The organism is Pseudoalteromonas sp. Scap25 (assembly GCF_013394125.1).
Taxonomy (GTDB): Bacteria; Pseudomonadota; Gammaproteobacteria; order Enterobacterales; family Alteromonadaceae; genus Pseudoalteromonas.
Genome location: NZ_CP041327.1, coordinates 2715461 through 2738886, shown reverse-complemented (window position 1 = coordinate 2738886; position 23426 = coordinate 2715461). Strand labels below are relative to the sequence as shown.

19 protein-coding genes and 4 tRNA genes are annotated in these 23426 nt (G+C 41.0%); 18 read left to right on the top strand and 5 right to left on the bottom strand.

All coding sequences use genetic code 11. The annotated features are described in order from the left end of the window. The first annotated feature begins 24 nt into the window (after positions 1–24). Both FLM54_RS12695 and FLM54_RS12690 read left to right on the top strand, forming a co-directional pair. Positions 25–2034 carry an alpha-amylase gene (locus FLM54_RS12695; protein ID WP_178956555.1) on the top strand — a complete coding sequence of 670 codons (2010 nt, stop codon included), beginning with the start codon at positions 25–27 and terminating at the stop codon, positions 2032–2034. Positions 2035–2210: 176 nt separating this feature from the next. Beyond that, positions 2211–2657, top strand: coding sequence for a DUF2147 domain-containing protein (locus tag FLM54_RS12690; RefSeq protein ID WP_178956554.1), 447 nt, complete (start codon positions 2211–2213; stop codon positions 2655–2657). Positions 2658–2703: 46 nt separating this feature from the next. Here the strand turns inward: FLM54_RS12690 and fldB are convergent, their stop codons facing one another. Next, the gene (gene fldB / locus FLM54_RS12685) at positions 2704–3225 is read right to left on the bottom strand and encodes a flavodoxin FldB (protein ID WP_008467792.1); all 522 of its coding nucleotides are present in this window, start codon (positions 3223–3225) and stop codon (positions 2704–2706) included. 105 nt (positions 3226–3330) lie between these two features. On the opposite strand from fldB, the gene xerD reads away from it, so the two are divergent. The 14 genes from xerD to FLM54_RS12615 all read left to right on the top strand — a co-directional run bounded on the left by xerD (position 3331) and on the right by FLM54_RS12615 (position 17495). Next, positions 3331–4257 carry a site-specific tyrosine recombinase XerD gene (xerD, locus tag FLM54_RS12680; RefSeq protein WP_008110662.1) on the top strand — a complete coding sequence of 309 codons (927 nt, stop codon included), beginning with the start codon at positions 3331–3333 and terminating at the stop codon, positions 4255–4257. Between the two features lie 73 nt (positions 4258–4330). Next, entirely contained in the window at positions 4331–5059 is a 729-nt protein-coding gene (gene dsbC, locus FLM54_RS12675) for a bifunctional protein-disulfide isomerase/oxidoreductase DsbC (RefSeq protein WP_138606619.1), read from the top strand. A gap of 85 nt (positions 5060–5144) precedes the next feature. Further along, a complete protein-coding gene (gene recJ, locus FLM54_RS12670; protein WP_178956553.1) occupies positions 5145–6866 on the top strand; it encodes a single-stranded-DNA-specific exonuclease RecJ in 1722 nt (573 codons plus the stop codon). Positions 6867–7011: 145 nt separating this feature from the next. Next, positions 7012–8110, top strand: a protein-coding gene (prfB, locus tag FLM54_RS12665) for a peptide chain release factor 2 (protein ID WP_109874146.1) whose coding sequence is annotated in 2 segments (ribosomal slippage) — positions 7012–7086 and positions 7088–8110 — 1098 coding nt in all. Because the reading frame shifts where the segments join, the coding sequence is not laid out codon by codon here. Positions 8111–8136: 26 nt separating this feature from the next. After that, positions 8137–9672 carry a lysine--tRNA ligase gene (gene lysS / locus FLM54_RS12660; protein WP_054201888.1) on the top strand — a complete coding sequence of 512 codons (1536 nt, stop codon included), beginning with the start codon at positions 8137–8139 and terminating at the stop codon, positions 9670–9672. Positions 9673–10025: 353 nt separating this feature from the next. Beyond that, entirely contained in the window at positions 10026–10208 is a 183-nt protein-coding gene (locus FLM54_RS12655; RefSeq protein ID WP_138606615.1) for a hypothetical protein, read from the top strand. Positions 10209–10336: 128 nt separating this feature from the next. After that, a tRNA-Ser gene (locus FLM54_RS12650) sits at positions 10337–10429 on the top strand. 35 nt (positions 10430–10464) lie between these two features. Next, a tRNA-Arg gene (locus FLM54_RS12645) sits at positions 10465–10541 on the top strand. 46 nt (positions 10542–10587) lie between these two features. Next, a tRNA-Arg gene (locus tag FLM54_RS12640) sits at positions 10588–10664 on the top strand. 43 nt (positions 10665–10707) lie between these two features. After that, positions 10708–10784: transfer RNA gene (locus FLM54_RS12635), tRNA-Arg, on the top strand. Positions 10785–11279: 495 nt separating this feature from the next. After that, positions 11280–12455 (top strand): exo-beta-N-acetylmuramidase NamZ domain-containing protein, encoded by a 1176-nt coding sequence (locus FLM54_RS12630; RefSeq protein ID WP_178956552.1) that lies wholly within the window; start codon positions 11280–11282, stop codon positions 12453–12455. 10 nt (positions 12456–12465) lie between these two features. Next, positions 12466–14124, top strand: a complete 1659-nt coding sequence (pbp4b, locus tag FLM54_RS12625) for a penicillin binding protein PBP4B (protein WP_178956551.1) — start codon at positions 12466–12468, stop codon at positions 14122–14124. A 107-nt stretch (positions 14125–14231) separates the two neighbouring features. Continuing rightward, positions 14232–15608, top strand: a complete 1377-nt coding sequence (locus FLM54_RS12620) for a Na+/H+ antiporter NhaC family protein (RefSeq protein ID WP_109874150.1) — start codon at positions 14232–14234, stop codon at positions 15606–15608. Positions 15609–15818: 210 nt separating this feature from the next. Next, complete coding sequence (locus FLM54_RS12615) at positions 15819–17495, top strand: P-loop NTPase fold protein (protein WP_178956550.1); 1677 nt, start codon at positions 15819–15821, stop codon at positions 17493–17495. Positions 17496–17574: 79 nt separating this feature from the next. Here the strand turns inward: FLM54_RS12615 and FLM54_RS12610 are convergent, their stop codons facing one another. The 3 genes from FLM54_RS12610 to FLM54_RS12600 are packed head-to-tail and all read right to left on the bottom strand — an operon-like array spanning position 17575 to position 19410. After that, positions 17575–18186, bottom strand: coding sequence for a hypothetical protein (locus tag FLM54_RS12610; RefSeq protein WP_178956549.1), 612 nt, complete (start codon positions 18184–18186; stop codon positions 17575–17577). Beyond that, a complete protein-coding gene (locus FLM54_RS12605) occupies positions 18173–18763 on the bottom strand; it encodes a sigma-70 family RNA polymerase sigma factor (RefSeq protein WP_178956548.1) in 591 nt (196 codons plus the stop codon). Before FLM54_RS12605 ends, FLM54_RS12610 begins: the two co-directional genes overlap by 14 nt. Before the next feature lie 14 nt (positions 18764–18777). Further along, positions 18778–19410, bottom strand: coding sequence for an energy transducer TonB (locus FLM54_RS12600; RefSeq protein ID WP_178956547.1), 633 nt, complete (start codon positions 19408–19410; stop codon positions 18778–18780). Between the two features lie 288 nt (positions 19411–19698). Between FLM54_RS12600 and FLM54_RS12595 the strand changes: the two genes are divergently transcribed. Both FLM54_RS12595 and FLM54_RS12590 read left to right on the top strand, forming a co-directional pair. After that, complete coding sequence (locus FLM54_RS12595) at positions 19699–20721, top strand: LysM peptidoglycan-binding domain-containing protein (protein ID WP_232735521.1); 1023 nt, start codon at positions 19699–19701, stop codon at positions 20719–20721. 14 nt (positions 20722–20735) lie between these two features. After that, complete coding sequence (locus FLM54_RS12590) at positions 20736–21593, top strand: hypothetical protein (RefSeq protein WP_178956545.1); 858 nt, start codon at positions 20736–20738, stop codon at positions 21591–21593. Positions 21594–21673: 80 nt separating this feature from the next. Here the strand turns inward: FLM54_RS12590 and FLM54_RS12585 are convergent, their stop codons facing one another. Beyond that, positions 21674–23002, bottom strand: a complete 1329-nt coding sequence (locus FLM54_RS12585; RefSeq protein WP_178956544.1) for an MFS transporter — start codon at positions 23000–23002, stop codon at positions 21674–21676. Between the last annotated feature and the right edge of the window lie 424 nt (positions 23003–23426).

Below are 23426 nucleotides of genomic sequence, written 5' to 3'. Positions count from 1 at the left end.
CGCTCAACACTTGGAACACACACTATGAAGCTGAATAAAATAATCACCACTGCAGGATTAAGCCTTGGCTTAACTTTACCAAGCTTAGCTATGGCTGCACCTACAACATTTGTGCATCTATTTGAATGGAACTGGCAAGATATAGCCCAAGAATGTGAACAGTTTTTAGGGCCCAAAGGGTATGCTGCTGTACAGGTATCTCCGCCTAACGAGCATATTACAGGTAATCAATGGTGGACTCGCTACCAACCTGTGAGCTACCAACTGCAAAGCCGTGGCGGGAACCGGACGCAGTTTATAGATATGGTTAATCGATGTAATTCGGCAGGCGTAGATATATATGTTGATACGCTAATAAACCATATGGCTGCAGGCAATGGTACTGGTACCGCCGGTAATAACTTTGGTAATAAACAATATCCTATTTATAGCCCACAAGATTTTCACCAAAGCTGCTCAATTAACCCTGAAGATTACGGTAATAACCGCTATCGTGTGCAACATTGCGAGCTGGTAGGGCTTGCCGATTTAAATACCGCTTCAACTTATGTGCAAAATACGTTAGCGGCCTATATTAATGACCTGCAAGCTTTAGGTGTTAAAGGCTTTAGGTTTGATGCTGCTAAGCATGTTGCTGCAATCGATATTCAAAGTCTAATGGCTAAAATAAATGGTTCGCCAGTGGTGTTTCATGAGGTGATAGATCAAGGTACTGAAGCGGTAGATGCTTCAGAGTATTTAAGTACAGGTTTAGTTACTGAGTTTAAATATAGTACCCAACTTGGTAATACGTTTAGAAATGGCTCGCTTGCGTGGCTAAGTAATTTTGGTGAAGGTTGGGGTTTTATGCCAAGTTCGTCAGCTGTGGTATTTGTTGATAACCATGATAACCAACGCGGGCATGGTGGTGCGGGTAATGTAATTACTTTTGAAGATGGCCGTTTATACGATCTAGCTAACGTTTTTATGTTGGCATATCCGTATGGGTATCCAAAAGTCATGTCGAGTTATGACTTTCATGGTGATACCGATGCAGGTGGGCCAAGTGTGCCAGTGCACAACAATGGTAACTTGGAGTGTTTTGCAAGCAAATGGAAGTGTGAGCATCGTTGGTCGTACATTGCTGGTGGTGTTGATTTTAGAAATAACACTGCCGATAACTGGGGTGTAACAAACTGGTGGGATAACACCAATAACCAGATTGCATTTGGGCGAGGTAGCTCAGGCCATATGGCAATTAATAAAGAAGACTCAACCTTAAATTCAACGGTTCAAACAGATATGGCTGCTGGTCAGTACTGTAACGTATTAAAAGGTGAGCTTTCGAGTGATGCTAAAAGCTGTAGTGGTGAGGTTATTACAGTTAATAGTAACGGCACTATTAATTTAAATGTGGCGCCATGGGATGCCATGGCTATTCATAAAAAGGCTAAATTACTACAAGGCTCGCTTCCTAATAACGGTGGTGATTGGCAAAGAACCGTTGTTTTTATCAATGCGCAAACACAAAGCGGGCAAGATATGTTTGTTCGTGGTGGAATAGATCACATTTATGCGAATGCAAACCTTGGTAGAAACTGCCAAACAACGAACATTGAATGTGCCATGCCTATTCGTCACAACAATTTAAAAAACAACACCACTTTGCCTTGGAAAGCAAACGATAATTACCTAGATTGGTATGGTATTGAGCAAGGTCAAAGCAGTAAGGCGCAAGGTACCGCGATGGATTGGACTACTAATATATGGCCTAGTGAATATGGCGCGCAAAAAACGGTAGATAATGATGGTTTTGGCGTTACACCACTTAACATATGGGGCGAACACTACTGGATGCTTGATGTTGATATGGATTGCAGTAAAGCCGTTAACGGCTGGTTTGAACTCAAAGCATTTGTAAAAAATGGCCCTGAGTGGGAGGGCGATATAAATCAAGCAAACACCCCATATGCAAGCACTAACCATATGGCCCAGTGCGGCAAAATTAATATGTTTGAATTTAATAGCTCAAGTGTAGAGGTACGTGATTTTTAAATATGCACTTTTAATCATGTACTTTAAAACGTGATTATTATTTAAAAACCAAGTGTGTTAAAACGCACTTGGTTTTTATTTTTTACATGCACCTAATTAGCTATGTAATTTCATAGTGTGTTTATAAATCAGCTGGTATTATCGTTTTATTCGCTATTTAAAATTAAAGCAACTCAATGAAAAACTTTAATAAACTAACTTTGCTAAGCACTCTCGCTGCAGCTTTATTTATAAGCCATAGTGCGCATGCAAACATGAGTCCTGTAGGGCTTTGGAAAACCATTAATGAAGACACCAAAGAAGCAAAGTCTTATGTACGCATTACTGAACAAGACGGCGTACTGACTGGCAAAATTGAAACAATACTCAATAAAAATAAGCAAGATGCGCTTTGCAGCGAGTGTGGTGGTGATAAAAAGAATCAGCCGATGCTAGGCATGACCATTATTGAAGATGTGACTTATGCCGGAGATGGTAGTTGGGAAGACGGTGAAATTCTCGACCCCAATAATGGTAAAACCTACAGCGTGCGCCTAACTTTGCAGCAAAATGGTGAACAGTTAGAAGTGCGTGGTTATGTGGGCTTTTTTTACCGTAACCAATACTGGTTAAAAGTAGAGTAGTTAAGGATTAAAAAGCGCTGCATAGCAGCGCTCTTTGCACGCTGAGTTATAGGGTTTCAGCGTACTCTGTCATCACTTGTTCTACCCAAGTGGCAATACGCTCGTCGCTTAGCTCGTACTGACTGTCTTCGTCTAATGCTAAACCTACAAATTGTTTACCGTCTTCGGTAAGGGCTTTAGACGCTTCAAATTCGTAATTACTATCGTTAGGCCAAAAGCCAAGTTGAGTAATGGCTTGGGCATTTATTTCATCGTGCAACATACCTAACGCATCTTGAAACCACTGGCCATACCCTTGCTGATCGCCCATGCCAAATAAGGCGATAGTTTTACCATTTAGGTCAACGTCTTTTATGTCGTCCCACTTTGATTCCCAATCTTCTTGAATTTCGCCAAAGTCCCACGTAGAAATACCAAAAATGATAAAGTCATATTGCTCAGCGTTTTTAAGCGGCTCGTCTTTAATATTATGTAAGCTGACAATGTCGGCGCCAATAATATCGCGTATTTTTTCTGCCGCCATTTCGGTATAGCAGGTAGTAGAACCAAAAAATAAACCAATCTGCATCGTATTTATCACTGTGTAATTGCCTGTTATGATAGGCTCAAGTTTACCGTAAGGTATTTTTAATTGATACCTTCTCCCGTGGTATTACCAACATGAGATCACAACGTGACAACGCTATCTGACGATTTACCTGAACAAAATACTGAGCTAAGCAGCAATAGCGACTTTTTAGAAACCTTTCTTGATAGCCTCTATTTAGAGCAAGGCGTAAGTGAAAACACACTGAGCGCTTATCGCAGTGACTTAGATAAGTTTTGCCAATTTTTAAAAGGCGAAAACTTAATGACGGTAACCAGCTTAGATGTTGAAAGTTACTTGGCACACCGTGTTGATTTAGGGCTAAAGCCACGCAGTACTGCGCGTAGCATTAGTGCATTAAAACGTTTTTATCAGTACTTTGTACGCGAAAAAATAATTAGCGACTCACCTATGGTCAATATTGCTCAGCCTAAAGCGGGGCAATCATTACCAAAAACGCTTTCTGAAGCCGAAGTAGAGGCACTATTAAGTGCCCCCAATATAGAAGAGCCAATGGGGCTGCGCGACAAAGCCATGCTAGAGCTATTGTATGCAACGGGCTTGCGGGTAACTGAGCTGGTAGGGCTGAGAATGGAGCAAATAAATTTGCGCCAAGCTGTGGTGTTTGTAAAAGGTAAAGGAAATAAAGAGCGATTAGTGCCTTTAGGTGAAGAGGCTATGTATTGGCTGGAGCAATTTTTAAAGCTTGGGCGAGCACAAATGATAAAACATGCCACCGATTTTGTCTTTCCCTCTAAACGTGGGGTGGGCATGACACGACAAACTTTTTGGCATCGGATTAAACACTATGCTATTTTGGCATCCGTTGAGTCGCCGTTATCACCTCACACTTTGCGACATGCATTTGCAACGCATTTATTAAATCATGGGGCTGACTTGCGTGTGGTGCAGATGATGCTTGGCCACAGCGACCTATCAACTACCCAAATTTATACGCATGTAGCGAATGAGCGATTAAAATCGGTGCATGCTGAGCACCATCCTCGTGCTTAAGCGAATTTTTTTGTCACTAAGCCGGTCATATAGACACGATAAGATAAGTATTTTTTAGGATAGAGAACCCGTTATGAAAAAATTAATGTTAGCAGGTGCCATGTTGTGCACTAGTTTGAGCGCTTTTGCTAATGGCGTTGCAGTAACACCCGATGCCAATGATCCTATCGTGACAAAATTTGCCGCGCTTGGAGTAACTGTAAAACAAATTAACCCAAGTCCGGTTGCAGGCTTAAAAGAATTGATTACCAATAAAGGGGTGCTATATGCAAGCCCTGACGGTCAGTTTTTAATGCAAGGTACGCTAATCGATTTAAACAACCGTAATAATTTAACCGAGCAAGCACTTAATGGTGTGCGCCAATCAGGGTTAAAAGAATACGAAGATTCAATGATTGTGTATAAAGCGCCAGAAGAAAAACACAGCATTACCGTGTTTACAGATATTAGCTGTGGTTACTGTCGTAAATTACACCGAGAGCTTGATGACTTACTTGAGTCGGGTATTACGGTTAAATACCTCGCATTTCCACGTGGCGGCCTACAGGGGTCAGGTTATGCTGATTTAATGAATGTGTGGTGTGCTAAAGATCAGCAAGAAGCACTTACTGAAGCTAAATCGGGCTCGGATACACAAATTGTAAAAGATTGTAGCGCACCCGTTGCAGAGCATTACCAATTAGGCCAAAGTTTTGGTGTTAGTGGTACACCGGCTATTATTTTAGAAGATGGCACGATGATCCCAGGCTACCAACCAGCAGCCGCATTAAGCGCTGCGCTTGAGGCGAATAAAGCAGGTTAATTAAAAACCTGAGTACCTGTTTAAAAAGGCCTTTATGGCCTTTTTTTGTCTTTTTGTTATGAACATCATAAGTTAAAAAACCAGCATGAAAAAAATGATCATTGCGCGAGAACCCGTTGACGACTCTCATCTACCTAGTCATCTACATCCTGTTATTAAGCAAATTTATGCCACGCGTAACGTCTGCCATGCTGATGAATTAAATAATAGTGCGGCTACTTTACTCGACTTTAAGTTGTTTAAAGATATAGACAAAGCCAGCCAACTGTTAATTGATGCGCTGCATGCACAAAGCAAAATACTTATTGTTGGCGATTTTGACGCCGACGGCGCAACCAGCACCGCCACCTTAATGCAAGGGCTGGCCATGTTTGGCTTTACTCATTTAGATTACTTAGTGCCAGACCGCTTTAGTCTAGGTTATGGTTTAAGCCCAGCATTGGCTGAGCAAATAGTGACTATGCAGCCCGATTTAGTGATCACCGTAGATAACGGTATTTCGTGTATTGCAGGGATTGATATTGTTAAAGCCGCAGGCATTAAAGTGCTGGTTACAGATCACCATTTACAAGGCGAGCAACTGCCGAATGCCGATGCTATTGTTAATCCTAATCGTCATGACTGTGATTTTCCTTCTAAGTCGATAGCTGGTGTTGGTGTGGCGTTTTATTTACTTATCGCGCTGAGAAGTGCGCTGCGTGAACAAGGCTACTTTAACCAACATCCTATGCCAAATATTGCTGACTTACTCGATATTGTAGCCCTTGGTACGGTGGCCGATGTGGTGGCTCTGGATGCGAATAACCGTACGTTAGTGCATCAAGGCTTGGCACGTATTCGCAGCGGTAAAACGCGCCCAGGTATCACCGCACTGATTGAAGTGGCTAATCGTAATGCAGCTCGTTTAAGTGCCAGCGATTTTGGCTTTTCATTAGCGCCGCGTTTAAATGCAGCTGGGCGCCTAGATGACATGAGTTTGGGTATAGCTTGCTTACTTAGCAACGACATAAATCAAGCAAGGCGCATAGCCGGCGAGCTTGATAGCTTAAACTTTGCCAGACGTGAAATAGAGCAAGGTATGCAAGTAGAGGCGCAAGCCGTGCTCGATAGGCTAGCATTTAAAGAAGATAGTGTGCCTGATGCTATTTGTTTGTATCAAGACGATTGGCATCAAGGTGTTATTGGCATTTTAGCGGGGCGCTTAAAAGAAAAATACCACCGCCCAACCGTGATATTTGCGGGTGGCGAAAACGGTGAAGTAAAAGGTTCATGTCGCTCTATTGAAGGCTTGCATATGCGCGACCTGCTTGAGGGGTTAAACACTGCGCAGCCTGGTTTAATTAATAAATTTGGCGGCCACGCAATGGCGGCAGGTTTAAGTATTAACGAGCAGCAATTTACTGAGTTCAAACGCGCATTTGATAGTGCAGTTAGCGAGCAACTCAGTGAAGAAAGTAAACGCTGTATTGTATTTACCGATGGTGAGCTACCTAATGACTGCTTTAGCATGGATTTTGCCCAGCTTTTAAAACAATCGGGCCCGTGGGGGCAGCAGTTTCCTGAGCCGATATTTGAACACACCTTTGAAGTAATCCAGCAGCGTATTGTGGGTGAAAAACACTTAAAGCTAGTATTAAAGCATCAGTCTGCACGCTTAGTGGATGCCATTGCCTTTGGGATTGATGTAAAAGCGTGGCCAGATACCGAGGCGCAGTTTGTTAAAGTAGCGTATCAGCTCGATATAAATGAATTTAGAGGTAAATTTAGCTTACAACTTATAGTTAGAGAGCTTGAAAAAGTGGGCTAAAAAATATCTTCAAACCATGCATAAAAGGCTAATAAAACGCGCGGTTTTTTGTTAAAATCGGGCGTTTTTATTATTTAATGATTTTTAATTGCGCTCGGTCTCTTTTTTAAGTGCGCAATAACCTAGCCATTTTGGAGTAATGTACATGTTTGAAGTGAATCCTGTGATTAATCAAATCAAGGAAATTCGCGAACGTACTGAACTGCTTCGGGGGTACCTTTGACTACGCTCTTAAACAAGAACGTTTAGAAGAAGTTAACGCCGAACTTGAAGATTCAGCCGTATGGAATGAGCCTGAGCGCGCACAAGCCCTTGGTCGTGAAAAGTCAGCACTAGAAGCCGTGGTTGAAACAATCGATAACCTTGTTGCTGGTACTGACGATGTTGAAGGTTTAGTCGAGCTTGCTGTTGAAGCCGAAGATCAAGACACCTTTGATGAAGCACAAAGCGAACTAGCTGATTTAAACCAGCAGCTTGAAGGGCTTGAGTTTCGTCGTATGTTTTCAGGCTCTCACGATTCAAACGATGCCTACCTTGATTTACAATCAGGCTCTGGCGGTACAGAAGCACAAGACTGGTGTAATATTTTACTGCGTATGTACTTACGCTGGGGTGAAGCAAAAGGCTTTAAAGTAGAGCTAGTTGAAGCGACCGATGGTGATGTTGCTGGTATTAAAGGTGCAACGGTACGTTTTTCTGGCGAATACGCTTATGGTTGGTTACGCACTGAAACAGGCGTACACCGCCTAGTTCGTAAAAGCCCATTTGATTCAAGTGGCCGTCGTCATACCTCGTTTGCATCTGCGTTTGTTTACCCAGAAGTTGATGACAACATTGAGATTGATATTAATCCGTCTGACTTACGTATAGACGTTTACCGTGCATCAGGCGCGGGTGGTCAGCACGTAAATACCACCGAATCGGCGGTACGTATTACTCACGTACCAACTAATACCGTGGTGCAATGTCAAAACGAGCGTTCACAACATAAAAATAAAGCCCAAGCAATGAAGCAGTTAAAAGCGAAATTATTTGAGCTTGAGCTACAGCAGCAAAATGCTGAAAAGCAAAGCCAAGAAGACAACAAGTCTGATATTGGCTGGGGAAGTCAAATTCGTTCATACGTACTTGATGACTCGCGTATTAAAGATTTACGTACTGGCGTTGAAAACCGTAACACTCAAGCGGTACTCGATGGCGACCTAGATAAATTTATTGAAGCCAGCTTAAAATCTGGTTTATAACCACCAAGCTAAAAAAGAGCTAAAAAATGACTGATCAAATCCAAGACGAAAATAAGTTAATCGCTGAGCGTCGCGGCAAATTAGACGCTATTCGCGAAAATTGCCCAGCCAACGGTCATCCAAACCAATTCCGTCGTGAGCATTACACGGCAGATTTGCAGGCTGAGTTTGGTGATAAGAGTAAAGAAGAGCTAATCGAATTACAGCACGTAGTATCGATAGCAGGTCGTATTCTTGCTAAACGTGGTCCATTTATGTCTATTCAAGACATGAAAGGCCGTGTACAAGCATATGCCTCAAAAGACGTTCAAAAAGATTTAAAAGCAAAATATGGTCAGCTTGATATTGGCGATATTATTGGTGTTAAAGGCGCGCTGAACAAATCAGGTAAAGGCGATTTATACGTAGAAATGACAGAGTACGAACTGCTGACTAAGTCACTTCGTCCACTACCAGAAAAATTCCATGGCTTATCAGATCAAGAAACTAAATACCGTCAACGTTATGTTGATTTAATTACTAACGAAGCAACGCGTGAAACATTCCGCATTCGCTCACAAGTAGTTGAAGGCATTCGTCGCTTTTTAGCTGACCGCGATTTTATGGAAGTAGAAACGCCAATGCTACAGGTTATTCCTGGTGGCGCGACGGCACGTCCGTTTGTAACGCATCATAATGCGCTTGATATCGATATGTACTTGCGTATTGCACCAGAGCTTTACTTAAAGCGTTTAGTGGTAGGTGGTTTTGACCGCGTATTCGAAATTAACCGTAACTTCCGTAACGAAGGGTTATCGACACGCCACAACCCAGAATTCACTATGATTGAGTTCTACCAAGCGTACGCTGACTACATTGATTTAATGAACATCACCGAAGACATGTTACGTACAGTTGCAACTAATGTACTGGGCAGCCCAATTGTGGTTAACACCACTAAAGATGAAAACGGCGACGTTGTTGATTCAGTAGAGTATGACTTTGGTCAACCGTTCACGCGTTTAAGCATGGCAGATGCTATCTTAAAATATAACCCAGAGTTTGATGCTGCGGTATTTAACGACCCAGAAAACCACTTTGAAGAATTAAAAGCGTACGCTAAACAAGTACACGTTAAAATTCCTGAAAACTGCGTATGGGGCCCAGGTAAGTTCTTATGTGAAATATTTGAAGAAACGGCTGAGCATATGCTTATCCAACCTACATTTATCACAGGCTACCCGTGGGAAGTATCTCCACTTGCACGTCGTAACGACGAAAATCCATTTGTAACTGACCGTTTTGAATTCTTTGTTGGTGGCCGTGAGCTTGCAAATGGTTTCTCAGAGCTTAACGATGCACAAGATCAAGCTGAGCGTTTTACTCGTCAGGTTGAAGAGAAAGACGCTGGTGATGATGAAGCAATGCATTATGACGAAGACTACATTCGCGCACTTGAGTATGGTTTACCACCAACGGCAGGTGAGGGCATTGGTATTGACCGTTTAGTGATGCTATTTACTGACTCATCAACTATCAAAGATGTTATTTTATTCCCGCACATGCGCCCACAAGCTGACTAAGCTTGAAGGAATAAACTATAAAATTATTAACGCCGCTAATTAGCGGCGTTTTTTTTGCCTTATTGTTTGTGAGACATTGCCTAAACTTTATATTAGGGCTTTTAATTAATAAGTACTACACTGATAATAAAATGTAAGTACAAAGGGATATTAACCTTTAATTCAGTTTCATTATCATAAAGTTGCCTCACTGCTTAGCAACATTAAAGCAGTGCTATAACTTTTTGGTATGATTGTTTTTTAAACATTATGTTGTATTTATGTGAATTTTTTAGCTAAAATATGGCCGAAATTTGTACACGGTCATTATTAGTCGTAAAAATAAAAATTTCTAAAGGACTTAGATAAATAATATGAAAGCTAAACGAGTAGAGTCTTTACCCGATGAGAGCACCACAGAGCAACAGCGACAAGCTTATTACCGCGCGTGTATTGCTGAGTTTCAAAAATTGGGCTACCAAGAGCAATATCTTGCTGAACTTACGGATGAACTAGTGCCAGTGATGGGTGTAAACTCAAGCACTCCAAATACCTAACCTGATTAATTTTCAAACTAATTACACTTTAAAACCAGACATGTGTGCAATCTATAGCCATATAGTCACTTTTGTCAGAAAAGTGTTTGACATATTTTCTGAAATCTTTATTATACGCCCCACAAGACGGAGAGGTGTCCGAGTGGCCGAAGGAGCTCCCCTGCTAAGGGAGTATAGAGTTTGTAGCTCTATCGAGGGTTCGAATCCCTCCCTCTCCACCATTTTTTAAATGGCGAAATCTTGTAAACGTAAAGATGGGCGCATAGCTCAGCTGGATAGAGTACCTGGCTACGAACCAGGCGGTCGGAGGTTCGAATCCTCCTGCGCCCACCACTCTTTACACACTCTGCTTAGAGTTAAAACAAGCAAAAATGAAAGTGGGCGCATAGCTCAGCTGGATAGAGTACCTGGCTACGAACCAGGCGGTCGGAGGTTCGAATCCTCCTGCGCCCACCACTTTCAACTCTCACTTAGAGTATAAATAAGTAAATATGAAAGTGGGCGCATAGCTCAGCTGGATAGAGTACCTGGCTACGAACCAGGCGGTCGGAGGTTCGAATCCTCCTGCGCCCACCACTTTCATACATAAGCCGACATTGAGTCGGTTTTTTTGTGCCTAAAATAAAGTGAATATGGGAAAGTAGCTAGCTACGAACCAGACGGTCAGAGGTTCACTCTTACAAAATACGTCCTGCGCCCAGCACTTTCATACATAAGCCGACATTAAGTCGGTTTTTTTGTGCCTAAAATAAAGTGAATATGGCAAAGTAGCTAGCTACGAACCAGACTGTCAGAGGTTCACTCTTACAAGATACGTCCTGCGCCCACCACTTTCATACATAAGCCGACATTAAGTCGGTTTTTTTGTGCCTGAAATTTGAGAAGGTTTTTAGCTTTTAGCTTTCAGTTAAGCCAAACAAACACCCCTGTTAAAAATTTCAGCGTAGACGCAGAACGTGTTCGCGTGAGAAGCGCAGCTTCTAATTAGTTACGTATCCACTTAAAACCATTCACTGCTCTTTAACTTAAGGTGTGGTATTTTAAACACCTTGTTTAAAAGGATCTTGCTGTATGTTTAAAGCCGTATTTATCACCTTTGTATTATTATTTAGCAGCTTATTTAATGTGAATGCGAAGCAAAGCGAAGCGCAAAACTTAGCTGTGGTTGGCGCTGCGCAGTTCGCACATTATTTACCGCAATTAAAAAATAAGCGTGTAGGGCTGGTGGTTAATCAAACTTCTGTAGTGGGGCAAACGCATTTAGTTGATAGCTTGCTGGCTAAAAACATCAATATTACTAAAATTTTTGCACCTGAGCATGGCTTTCGAGGCGATCATGACGCGGGAGCGCATGTTAAAAACGCCGTTGATAGCAAAACTGGTATCCCGCTTATATCTATTTATGGCAAAAACAAAAAACCAAGTATCGAAGCTCTTAGCAATGTAGATGTTATTATTTTTGATATTCAAGATGTAGGCGTGCGCTTTTATACCTACATAAGCTCTATGCATTACATGATGGAAGCCGCAGCCGAGCAAGATATTGAGTTTATTGTGTTTGATAGGCCAAACCCCAATATTGCTTACGTTGATGGGCCAATACTTGAGCGCGACTTTAAGTCGTTTGTAGGCATGCACCCAATACCCGTGCTGCACGGCATGACGGTAGGCGAGCTTGCTAAAATGATCAAAGGCGAGGGCTGGATCAATCAAGCTGCTAATTTACAACTGAGCGTGATCCCTGTTGCAGGCTACACCCGCACAACGCCATACAGTTTGCCGGTAAAACCAAGCCCTAATTTACCCAACGATCAATCAATAGCGCTGTATCCGTCGTTGTGCTTTTTTGAAGCAACCCCTGTTAGCATAGGTAGAGGAACTGACTTTGCATTTCAGGTTATTGGTTATTCACCAGTAGCACTTGGGGACTTTAGCTTTACTCCGCGTTCAATAAAAGGCGCAGCGCTTAATCCTAAATTTAAAGACCAAATGGTGAAAGGGATTGATTTACGCCATAGTAATATCACAGGCTTAAACTTAAATTATTTAATTAATGTTTACCAGCAACTGACTCAGGCTAAGCAGGTGTTTTTTGAACGTGCCGATTTTATGGATAAACTCGCAGGAACTGATCAGCTCAGACTTGCCATAGAAGCGAGGCGAACAGCTGAGGAAATTAAGCAAAGTTGGCAAGCGGGGCTTGAGCAATTTAAACAGCAAAGAGCGCCTTATTTGCTCTACCAATAAAGGAATGAGTGTGTATTTAAATTTTTCCGTGTTAGCAAAGCGTACTTTTTTTAACGCACTGACAATTACGCTTTGCTTTATTATTACCGGTTGCAGTGGCGCAAGCAGTGCAATTAAATCTCAGCGCCCGTTTATTCCTAATCAAATACAGAGCCTCGCTAATGCGCAAGTTATTGCTACCTTTCCTGAGTCCAACCCCAGTAGCCGAGAATATGTAAATAATCGTGGGACCTTTAAAGCATATAAAGGGCGAGGGCAATTATTACTACAAAATGAAAGTGCCTTAAGTGCCGATATTTATATTAATAATAAAAAGTTAGCGCTTGATACCCTGCAAAAAAATACTGAGTATGCCTTTAATTTAGGGCAGTACACTCACAACGGAGTTAATACTTTTAAGGTTGATAACATTCAACCAGCTAACGGTAGTTTAACTCTGCGATTTGCCTTTGCTACTCTAAATAGCTCAGTGGCTAAAACCATTGATTTTAGTGCGGTAGATAAGCTAATAGAAAAAGATGTAAGTGCGGGCTTTCCTGGTGCGGTATTAGCGATAATTAAAGCGGGTAAGATATTAAAATTAACCGCTTATGGTGATGCCAAGCAATATCAGCAAAATGACTTAATGTTGTTACGCCCAGAGCCCATGCAAACAAATACACTCTTTGATTTAGCCTCAAACACAAAAATATTTGCTACTAACTTTGCGTTAATGAAACTAGTAAGCGAAGGGCAATTAAACATAAATAACAGAGTGAGTGATTACCTAACAGAATACCAAGGCGATGGACGAGAGCTGCGCCAAGTTAAAGACTTACTCACTCATAAAGCCGGTTATCCGCCTGTGTTCGACTTTCATCGAAAAGACACCCGCTATGGCGAAGCTTTTTTTTCACAAGCCAGCGACACCACTAAACAATTACTACTTACCAGCGTACCACTAGCCAGTGAGCCAAGCGCTCAGCATGTTTACTCTGATATTGATTACATGATTTTAGGAGTTTTAATTGAGCGTATTAGCGGCCAACCGCTCGACGAATACCTAGAGCAGCATATTTACGCGCCTTTAAAGCTTAACAACACTTTATTTAACCCGCTTAAAAAAGGCTTTAATCGTCAGCAGTTTGCCGCCACGGAGCTAAGTGGAAATACCCGCGATGGCCGTATTCATTTTGATAATATTCGCACCAATGTACTGCAAGGGCAGGTACATGATGAGCGTGCTTTTTATTCACTTGATGGTGTAGCAGGCCATGCAGGACTATTTAGTAATGCCCCCGATTTAGCCGTTTTATGCCAAGTGTTGCTCAACAAGGGCGGTTACGGCGATAAGCAAATTTTTAATGCCAGTAGTTTGGCGCAGTTTTTAACCCCACAAAGTACCGATGAAACCTACGGCTTAGGTTTTCGTCTTGCAGGAAATAATCAAGCGCGGCGCTGGCACTTTGGCCCATATGCCAGCCCACAAGCTTATGGACACACAGGTTGGACTGGCACAGTAACTGTGATTGATCCCGCTTACGATTTAGCTATTGTTTTACTTACCAATGCACGCCATTCACCAATTAAAGGTAGTGAAAAACGTTATCAGTTTGTAGGTAAAAACTTTGAAACAGCTCAATATGGTTCTATTGTTTCATTAATTTATGAGGCGCTGTTAAATCAGTAAACTCAGTGAGTGACTTAATGGTGTAAATCTATTAAGTTAACTGCTTACTATTAACTAACCAAGGCTGTTAAAGCCGCGTTTATTATAAAAATTAAAAAGGTTTGTTTATGCATTGGTATTCTATTTTGCCACCGCTGATTGCCATTATTATTGTGTTTTGGCGCAAAGAAGTCATTATGGCGCTGCTTGTTGCGGTAATTTCATCGGAATTTTTACTCGCATTACAAGGTGAAGGAAATAGCGTATTTACTACGTTTTTAAATAGCATTGAGCGCATAGTTGCTGTGGCCAGTTCTCCTGGTAATACCCGTATACTCATCTTTAGTATTTTAATAGGCGCCTTACTTGCCTATATTCGCGAATCTGGCGGTGTTGCTGCTACTGTTAATTTGCTGATGAACAAAGGCGTTGCTAAAAGTAAGCGCCAAGTGGGCTTTTTAACTATGTTTACCGGCGTTGCGGTATTTATAGAGTCAAACTTAAGTGTGCTTACCTCGGGTATTTTATCTCGCGGCCTGTTCGATAAATTTAAAATGAGCCGCGCGCGTTTAGCTTATATAATCGATAGCACCAGCGCCCCTGTATGTATTTTAATATTACTAAACGGCTGGGGTGCATTTGTACTGGGCTTGTTAGGTAATTACGAATTAGGCGAGTCGGCCGTATCGGTGCTGTGGGGCAGTGTAGGCTATAACTTTTACGCCATAATCACTCTGGTTATTGTTTTTTATACCATTGCGTTCGATAAAGTACATGGCCCAATGAAAGTAGCCGAGCAAAAACTAGAGCTACAAACAACCGAGCTAAAAGAAGAAGTAAAAGGCTCTAAAGCACGCTTTATGTTGGTGCCATTACTTACGCTGATTGTGAGCATGGTCGGTTTTATGTTTTATACCGGTAACGGCGTACTTGCCGAGGGCAGCGGTTCAAAATCAGTATTGTACGCCACCGTTTTAGCTATTGTTGTAGCCTATTGTTTAATGATTGGATCGCGCCAGTTTACCCACCACCAACTTGTTGATACCGGCTTTAAAGGCATGGGCGAATTACTCCCACTGGTAAGTATTGTATTGCTCTCGCTGACCTTGGGCGCAAGCTTAAAAGAGCTAGGCACAGGCGTGTTTGTGGCATCTTTGGTTGGCGATTACTTACCAATATATTTAATAGTGCCAGTACTGTTTTTAACCGGTGCGGTTATGTCGTTTACTACGGGTACATCGTGGGGCACGTTTGCCATCCTCATCCCTATTGGCGTACCGCTTATTCAAGCGCTTGGTTTACCGCCATCGCTGGTGGTAGGCGCTATTTTAGGTGGCGGGATATTTGGCGATCATTGTTCCCCTATATCCGACACCAGCGCAGTATCAGCCATCGCCTCGGGTTGTGATTTACTCACCCACGTTAAAACCCAATTACCGTATGCGTTAGTGGGCGGCGGCCTAACGTTTGTTGCTTACTTAGTAACGAGCTTAATTGTTTTGTAGGTTGGGTAGAGCGTAGCGAAACCCAACAAAGTGAGTGAGTTTAAAGCCTGCAAATCTGCAGGCTTTTTTGTTTAAGATTGATCACCACCGAGAACACCGAGGCGCTACGTGCTACACAGAGATAAATAATAATAGCTTTTTATTAATAGGTTACGTTTATTGAATGTAGTATGGCACTATATGAAAAAGAATGGTTTAAAGGGAAATTAAATGCACGATATTAAAGGCTTCAACTGGAACAAGCCAACCAACCGTTCACTGGGGGAGTATTTTCCTGCTGATAAATTAGATCGTGCTCGTTATGCCACATTCTTATCAAGGCTATTGGTTCAAGAAGGTTTTGACAAAAGTAGGCCTGATGATGAGCAAAAGAAAAACTATGTATTAAATCTCAATGCTGAATGGGGGGCAGGTAAAACCTATTTTCTTAAGCGTTGGTCACGAGAATTAATAGTAGATTTTCCTGTTGTATATATTGATGCATGGCAGCAAGACTATTCAGACGACCCATTTTTAACTGTAATTGCAGGTATCATCAAACAGCTTCAACGTCAGGCTAAGTTTAATATAACTATTCCTAAAAGTGCAGTTTCGATGTTTAAGGCTGTTGCACCTGCTATTGCACAAGGCCTAACTAAAAAAATATCAGGCATAGATTTAGATGAGTTACACACATTACTATTCTCTGATGAAGAAATTGAAGATGATCAAAAGCAAAATTCTAACAAGTTAACTGGTAGCGACTTTTCACCAGCAGTAAAAGCGCTTGCACAAAATTTGATTAAAGATCATGAAGCAAAGAATAAAAGCATCGAAGTAATCAAATCCAAGTTAGCAGACTGGGTAAGTAAGTTTGAAAAGCAGGAAGGTAAGTCGCTACCCATATTTATTTTTATTGATGAATTAGATCGCTGTCGCCCAAGTTATGCGGTAGAAATGTTAGAGACGATTAAACATATTTTTGATGTTAAAGGCATTGTGTTTGTTGTTGCAACAGATACTGAGCAACTTCAACATACAATCAAATCAATTTATGGTGAAGGCTTTGATGCAAACGTTTATTTAGGTCGCTTTTTTAATAGCCGTTACAGCTTAAAACGACCTGTATTAAAAGACTTTTTATTTGTACACAGTGATACAACTAAATTTGAAACGGCGTATTTAGAAAGTAAAAATATTGAGTTACTCCCCCGCGCACAAACCCACGAAACTGCTTTAGCCAATATTTCTATTGTATTAGACGCCTTTCAGGTATCAGCAAGAACAGCTATTCAAATTACTGAACGAATGACAGCTATTATTGCAAATTTACCAAGTGGTAAAAAAGTTGATGTACTTGTGCTCGCTGTTTTGTTTTGTATCTATGAAAAAGACCACTCACTTTATGAAGAGATAATTACTGGAAGGTTTAAACGAGATGGAAAAAACCATAAAGGCGAAGTACGAAATATAAGCTTAAATAATTTTTTAAAACAGAGCATTCAAGGCGTACAACAACTAGCAGAGATAAAATATTTTATTGAACCATTATCTTACACAAATTCATTTTACTTAGGTCAAATGACAAGTAGAAATAATAATTTTGCTACTGGGAATTACTCTATAAAACTAACTGAATTTATAGATAGTATCTTTTGCAGAGTATTTAATAATACAACAAATTCTGTGACTCTAATGTTTAGTTCAAGTAGTGAGAACGTAACAGCACTTCATAGCGCTGAACAAAACTTAGCAAATGCTGATGTCAGAAAGCCTAGGGTAGGCAATATTACACTCTTGTGGTTAAGTTACATTTACATAAAAGATGGCTATGAAGAAATTACTAAAGAGCACTACCGTGATTTTATAGAGCTTTCTTCACCATTAGATTACATGGGCGATAGTTAACTATCTCTGTGCAGCGCGAAGCGCCTCTGTGTTCTCGGTGGTAATTACTTATTTAAATTACCACCATGCTAAAAACAACCTAAGCCCCACACTGTCTCACCCCATCCTCGGCATGTTTAAGAGCAATAATCTGCCCTTTGCCGTTATGCGCCATAGCGAGCATATCACCCGTATTTATATTACTTTCTACTGCATGCTTTCCTTTTAAATCACTGAGCAGTGACTGCTTAATTTGTACCAGTACCTCGTCATTACAGCTGGCTATGTACCAGTCGTTGTCGACCTTTACGAGCGTGCCGTATTCTATATGGTGTTGTTGATGGCGGCGTAAGTCGTTTGCTAGTTGGGTGTCGAGCGCTCGTTTTTGTTGCGTTATGGTACTAGCGTAGTTACCTGTTTGATCTATTTCATGCGTTGTTATAAACGAGTAGTCGTGTATGTCTATGGTGTTTAATACGGTTTTAGGGGCAGTATTTATCACGTTGTTACTGTCGAGAACTATAAAAGCCAGTAAGCCCAGTGCGCAGGTAAGGCTTGTGAGTTGCAGGGCAAAGCCAAGCTTTTTAGGTTGTTTTTGGATTACGCTATGTTTTAACGCCTGTTGCTGAGCGTGCGAAAGTCTGGTGCGTGCTTTACGCTCGTTATAATGTTGTGTGAGCTTTTCATTAAACTGCTCATCAGGCTTGTTCATTATAATCTCCTAATAATTGTTTTAGGTTTTGTTTGGCGTAGCGTAGCCTTGTTTTTATGGTTTGGGCGTTGCTTTGCGTTATAAGCTCTATGTCGGTAAGGCTAAAGCCTTCTTGTTGTAAGGTGATGGCTTCGCGTTGCACAAAACTAAGTTGCTTGAGCGCAGCATTAAACGCTTCATAACTTATGTGTGTGTCGCCTATGTGTGAGTCACTGCTTGTTAATTCACTTTGATTGTTATTTTGCGCAGGCAGTTGGTTGTTTTCGTCAAGCTCGACAAAGTGTTGCTGTTTGCGGTATTCGTCTATTAGGGTGTTGCGTGCGAGTTTAAATAACCAGGCTTTGGGCGTGGTTTGTGCTTGGTAAAGGTGGCGCTTTTCAATAACCTTTAGCCATGTTTGTTGGCTTACGTCGTATGCTAAATGTGTATTAGACTGGGTAACTAGGTAGTGATATAAATCGTTACTGTATAAGGCAATAAGCTGCTCTAAGTGGCGGTTGTCGCCACTTTTTGCATACCGCGCCATGCAGTCTTTGCTTGGCGCTTCAAATAACCATGACTTAATACTCAATAGCATAGGCGCTTATTCCTTTACTGCGAACTGTCTAATTTAAAATCAAGCTGTACGGTTTGACCTGTTTGTAATTGTGCCACACCTTCAATTACTTTTGGGCGATATTTCCAGCGTTTAATTGCGCGAAGCGCTTCGCGATCAAATATGCGTTTTGGTTCGGCATTTACTACCGTGGCATCAATCACTTCACCAGTGGGTGAAATATTAAAGCTAAGTTGCACCCAGCCTTCTATACCATCACGAGCTGCGCTAGTTGGGTACTTTGGATTTATGCGCACAATGGGTGAAGCATCTCCCGTAGGGCGGGTCAGTGTTTGCTTCATATCGTTACCAAATCCGTCAATTACTATGGGTGGTGCTGTGCTTATTGCTGTTATTGGCTCATTACTAGGTGTTACACGTGGTGGTGCTTTAGGCGGCACTTTAGGTGTGGGTGGTGGCGGTATTCTTTTAATATGCGTGGTTTGTTTATCTTCTGGTGCTTGAAAAATCTCAACAGTAATATCATCACCCAATTTTATAGGTGCTCTTTGTTCGCCACTAATTAAGTACTGCATAAAGGCGAATGCAATAAAGGTCATCACAGCACCGCCAAGAACAGCTGTTGATGTTTTGAACATGGGGTTTTTAGGAAATTCAAGTGTGTGCATAAGCCGCTCCAAATTAACTTATTATGTTGTTTCAGAGCTATAACGGCTGGCAAATAGAAAAGGGGTGAAATCGTTTTAAAATTTTATTAAAAATACAGGGGGAGTATTTTACCTATATAAAAGGTCTCTTGATTTTTTTATTTTGGGTTGGCTAAAAAGAATGTAGTTATTTTAAGTTTTGCCTGTTATTTTCTATTTTATTTACTCTAGGTAGATGAAATTGACAAGTTTGAGTAGCGCCAGTATATTTGTCCCAATAAAGGAACTTACACATAAAAAGGAATGAACATGGTAAAGGAATATATTGTAAAAAAAGGTGATACATTATGGGATATATCTTCTAAGTATTTAGGCTCACCAATGGAGTGGCCACGATTATGGAAATTCAATAATCGAAAAGAAGTGGTAGCCATTACTAACAAACCGATAGTAAATCCTGATCTTATCTACCCAGGTCAAAAAATATTGATACCTTCTTTAGAGCACTCTAAAGTTGAGGCTAGACAAAATGCAAGAGTATTCAGCACTCCCAAAAACTCTTTAGATAAACGACCTAATAAAATTACAGCACCAATGTCATTAAGTTATAAACTAGATGATATCAGACAACCTCCTATTATAATCCCTAATGCTATTGTGGAAATTAAGATGACAGGTAACATTACGTTGTCTAGTGTTGATAAATTTCCTATTAATTATGTAATAAATGATAGAAAGTTAGAGGCTACAGTTACATCTCAAGCCAATAAAGCTTTTGGGGCATTAATTAGTGACACAAAGTTAGCTTTCGACGAAAAAACAAAAAAATTAACTCTTGGTACAAATATTATTTCTAAAAGTACAAATCCTAATTTGCCAACTACGTCTGTAGGCGTTGAGGTAAGTTCAAACTCTCCCCTTCTAAAGTTGAAGTATGAAGTCCATCTCCCTCAGTTAAAAGGAAAAATTAATCAGTTTAATTATTTGGCTGAAAAAGTATCATTTATTTTAGAGGTAACTTTTACGGGGTCTAATGGAAAAAGTGCAAGAGAGAACTCCGACAATAGCAGTGCATGGGATAAACCTTTAGCTATAGGTTTATTTGCTGGGGCGACATTAATCGTCATAGGTACATTAGTAGAGGATTACGTTACTTTTGGTGCGGGAGTTGCGGACGATCCTGCTAGTTTTGCTGCTGCTGCAGGTATGACTGCAAGAGGTGTTGTTTTATGGGGGTCTGCTAGGGCTGTTGTTATACCTGCTACTCTACCTGCTGTTGTTCGATTTACTACTTCAATAGTGCCAGCGGCGACATTCAGGCATGCTCATTAGAAGGGATTTTATAAATGAAAAAATTAGTGTTCGTTTTTTTGTTATTAGTTAGTGCGTGTTCATATTTAGAAAGTGAAACAGAGCAAGCAAACCGTTTATCCAAAACATACCAAGTAGACATTCAAGCTGGTGAACCCCGTTTATTTTTCCCAGAGCAATTTACAGTAAGTGATGGAGAGGCTCCAATTCTTGAAATGGAAATGACTACGCTTGCAGATGCTTCTGAGTCACTTGATGGTATTGAGGCCGCATTAACGACATACCCTCAAGGGTTTGTTGCTGAAGTAATTGACGCTATTTATCTCTCTGGTCCTATGCTTATGGAAGGAGCTGAAGCGGGTGGGACATACTCAAGCAACTCCATAATTCTAGTTAATCTCTCAGGATGGAATGGCACGAATTTTAATTTCGAAAATTCGTTGAAAGGGGTTCATCATGAATTAAGCTCGTTGGTTTATATGCGTTCACCTTTCGTTATTTTTGCATGGCAAGCTTTGCTGCCAAAAGAGTGGAAGCCTGTATCCTCGAACTATGAGGCTTTAACGCAAGATAGAAATATAGGGCCTGATTATGAAAATGGATTTTTATCTAGATATGGTAAAACTAATGTTGAGAACGACTTTAATATTTATGCTGAATTTGCCTTTGCTGAACCTGAAAAACTGCGGGAACTTGCCGCTACCTACCCAATAATAGCTAAAAAGCTAAGTTTGTTTATTACCGCGTATTCGCAGTTTTCGGCTAAATATCAGCAAGACTTTGAAGATTATTTTGCAAGAACAGGTTTGAGTGATGTTGCTGTACAGCCTGAGAATTTTGAAATGACTATCCATTTAGATTTAAACGATCTTAAGCCACAGATAAGCCAGTAATGTATTAAGTAGTAAAAATAACAAAAAAGAGGGGAGGCTCCCCTTTTTTGTTATGCATTATTAATGCTTTGAATGGAAACTTAATTTTTCACGTCATCTTCGTGAAGATCTTTAAACAGCTCCCCTTGGGGATGCTCAAAAAATTCATCATCTTCTTCTTCATCTACAACCAGCATTTGATCTTGCGCGGTGGTTTCTTCAATGCGCGGATCCATCGTAGCGGCCAGTGGCGAGTTTGTAACATCGGATGTACCGACCACATAATCACTGGGTTCTGGCTGTTCAACTTTTTGTTTAGAGTTAATAAAGGTTAGTAGTAAGTACATAGCCACGGTTAATAGCGAAATTGACGCATACAATGCTTGGTGACCAAAGTAGGTCATCAGCTGTGCGTTAAGTGTTGAGCCTATTGCTGCACCGGCGCCAAAAGCGACTAATAATGCAGATGATACGCCTACGCGCTCTTCGTCCTCAACACGCGAATTAGCTAGCGCCGAACAAAGCGGATATAAAGTAAACGCAAATAAACCAAAGATAAAAGTGAGTATGTAAGCTGTTAGTTGTGAAGTAGGCAATAAAAACAATGCCAAACTTACAACACCGATAGCTGCTGCATTAGTTCGAATTAATACGCTACGACGAATGCGATCAGAGAGCATCCCCATTGGCCACTGGGCTAGCAAACCAGCAAAAATAGTCACTGACATAAAAATAGCAATTTCTGCGGCACCAAAGCCAGATAGCTTAGCAAATATAGGCGCTAGGCCATAAAAACTACCATTGATAATGCCTGCAAAGTGCACCGCAGTAAGCGACTGTGGCACTTTTTTAGCGTAATCAAACAGGCTCATTTTTATCGGCTTTAACGGTTTTGGGTGAATTCTACGAGTGATAGAAATTGGAATAATACCGATAGCCAACGCCATGCAGACTAAAAATAGCGGTGCATACCCTAGCTCAGGAAATTGTGCGAGCGCTAGTTGGCCTAAAATCATCCCTAAGTAAGAGGTGATCATATAAAAAGAGAAGACTCGCCCGCGAGACTCAGGCGCTGATTGTTCGTTTAGCCAGCTTTCTAGCACCATGTAATTACACATCATCCCTAAGCCAACAAAAAGCCTAAGGCCTAACCAAATATATAGATTGTCGCTTACTCCGTGTGCGGCCACACAGGCTGTCACTGCAGCGGTACTAGCGGCAAATGTTCTGATGTGACCCACCGATTTAATTAAATGGTAACCAAGCTTTGAACCCAGTAATAAGCCAAGGTAATAACACGAGGTCATTAGGCCTATCCAAAACGTAGACGTGCCTTGTTTACCTAAATACAGGGCTAAATAGGTTGTAAGTAAGCCGGTACCAATAATTAAAAATAAATTGGCAAAATATAGTGATGGAAATGATTTCATTTAAATGCAAATTATTGAGCTAAGACAACTAGATACTAGAGCAAGCATGAAGGTTTTCCAAGCTGTAAAAAATGTGTTCTGTAATAATGATCACGTAACGTAAGAATATAGAGTGTCCGATAAATTATTTATTAATAAAAATAGCTTTGGATAAAATAGCGACCTAAAAATCGGGCGGGTGAGTGCAATGCTAGAATAGCGAGTGTATTGCAGGTATTATGCTTAAAGATAATTTTAAGCATTACTTACTCTTTAGAGAGGAAGTTAGGGTCTGTTGACCTTTTAAGGTTAAATTTGCAGCAGTCTGTTTGGTATTTAGGCAAGGCAGCGCATATGTGGTGTGGTTATTCCCCATAAATAGGCGATAACGCAGCATCAATGCCAAACAGGCGCTGCCCGAAGGGTTCTGCCTAGGGGCGATTTA

Coding starts and splice junctions, on each gene's coding strand:
- recJ (WP_178956553.1), top strand. CDS start 5,145: ATGAAAAAAATGATCATTGCGCGAGAACCCGTTGACGACTCTCATCTA.
- FLM54_RS12620 (WP_109874150.1), top strand. CDS start 14,232: ATGCATTGGTATTCTATTTTGCCACCGCTGATTGCCATTATTATTGTG.
- FLM54_RS12630 (WP_178956552.1), top strand. CDS start 11,280: ATGTTTAAAGCCGTATTTATCACCTTTGTATTATTATTTAGCAGCTTA.
- FLM54_RS12595 (WP_232735521.1), top strand. CDS start 19,699: ATGGTAAAGGAATATATTGTAAAAAAAGGTGATACATTATGGGATATA.
- lysS (WP_054201888.1), top strand. CDS start 8,137: ATGACTGATCAAATCCAAGACGAAAATAAGTTAATCGCTGAGCGTCGC.
- FLM54_RS12615 (WP_178956550.1), top strand. CDS start 15,819: ATGCACGATATTAAAGGCTTCAACTGGAACAAGCCAACCAACCGTTCA.
- FLM54_RS12600 (WP_178956547.1), bottom strand. CDS start 19,410: ATGCACACACTTGAATTTCCTAAAAACCCCATGTTCAAAACATCAACA.
- FLM54_RS12605 (WP_178956548.1), bottom strand. CDS start 18,763: ATGCTATTGAGTATTAAGTCATGGTTATTTGAAGCGCCAAGCAAAGAC.
- FLM54_RS12610 (WP_178956549.1), bottom strand. CDS start 18,186: ATGAACAAGCCTGATGAGCAGTTTAATGAAAAGCTCACACAACATTAT.
- dsbC (WP_138606619.1), top strand. CDS start 4,331: ATGAAAAAATTAATGTTAGCAGGTGCCATGTTGTGCACTAGTTTGAGC.
- FLM54_RS12695 (WP_178956555.1), top strand. CDS start 25: ATGAAGCTGAATAAAATAATCACCACTGCAGGATTAAGCCTTGGCTTA.
- FLM54_RS12690 (WP_178956554.1), top strand. CDS start 2,211: ATGAAAAACTTTAATAAACTAACTTTGCTAAGCACTCTCGCTGCAGCT.
- FLM54_RS12655 (WP_138606615.1), top strand. CDS start 10,026: ATGAAAGCTAAACGAGTAGAGTCTTTACCCGATGAGAGCACCACAGAG.
- FLM54_RS12585 (WP_178956544.1), bottom strand. CDS start 23,002: ATGAAATCATTTCCATCACTATATTTTGCCAATTTATTTTTAATTATT.
- FLM54_RS12590 (WP_178956545.1), top strand. CDS start 20,736: ATGAAAAAATTAGTGTTCGTTTTTTTGTTATTAGTTAGTGCGTGTTCA.
- fldB (WP_008467792.1), bottom strand. CDS start 3,225: ATGCAGATTGGTTTATTTTTTGGTTCTACTACCTGCTATACCGAAATG.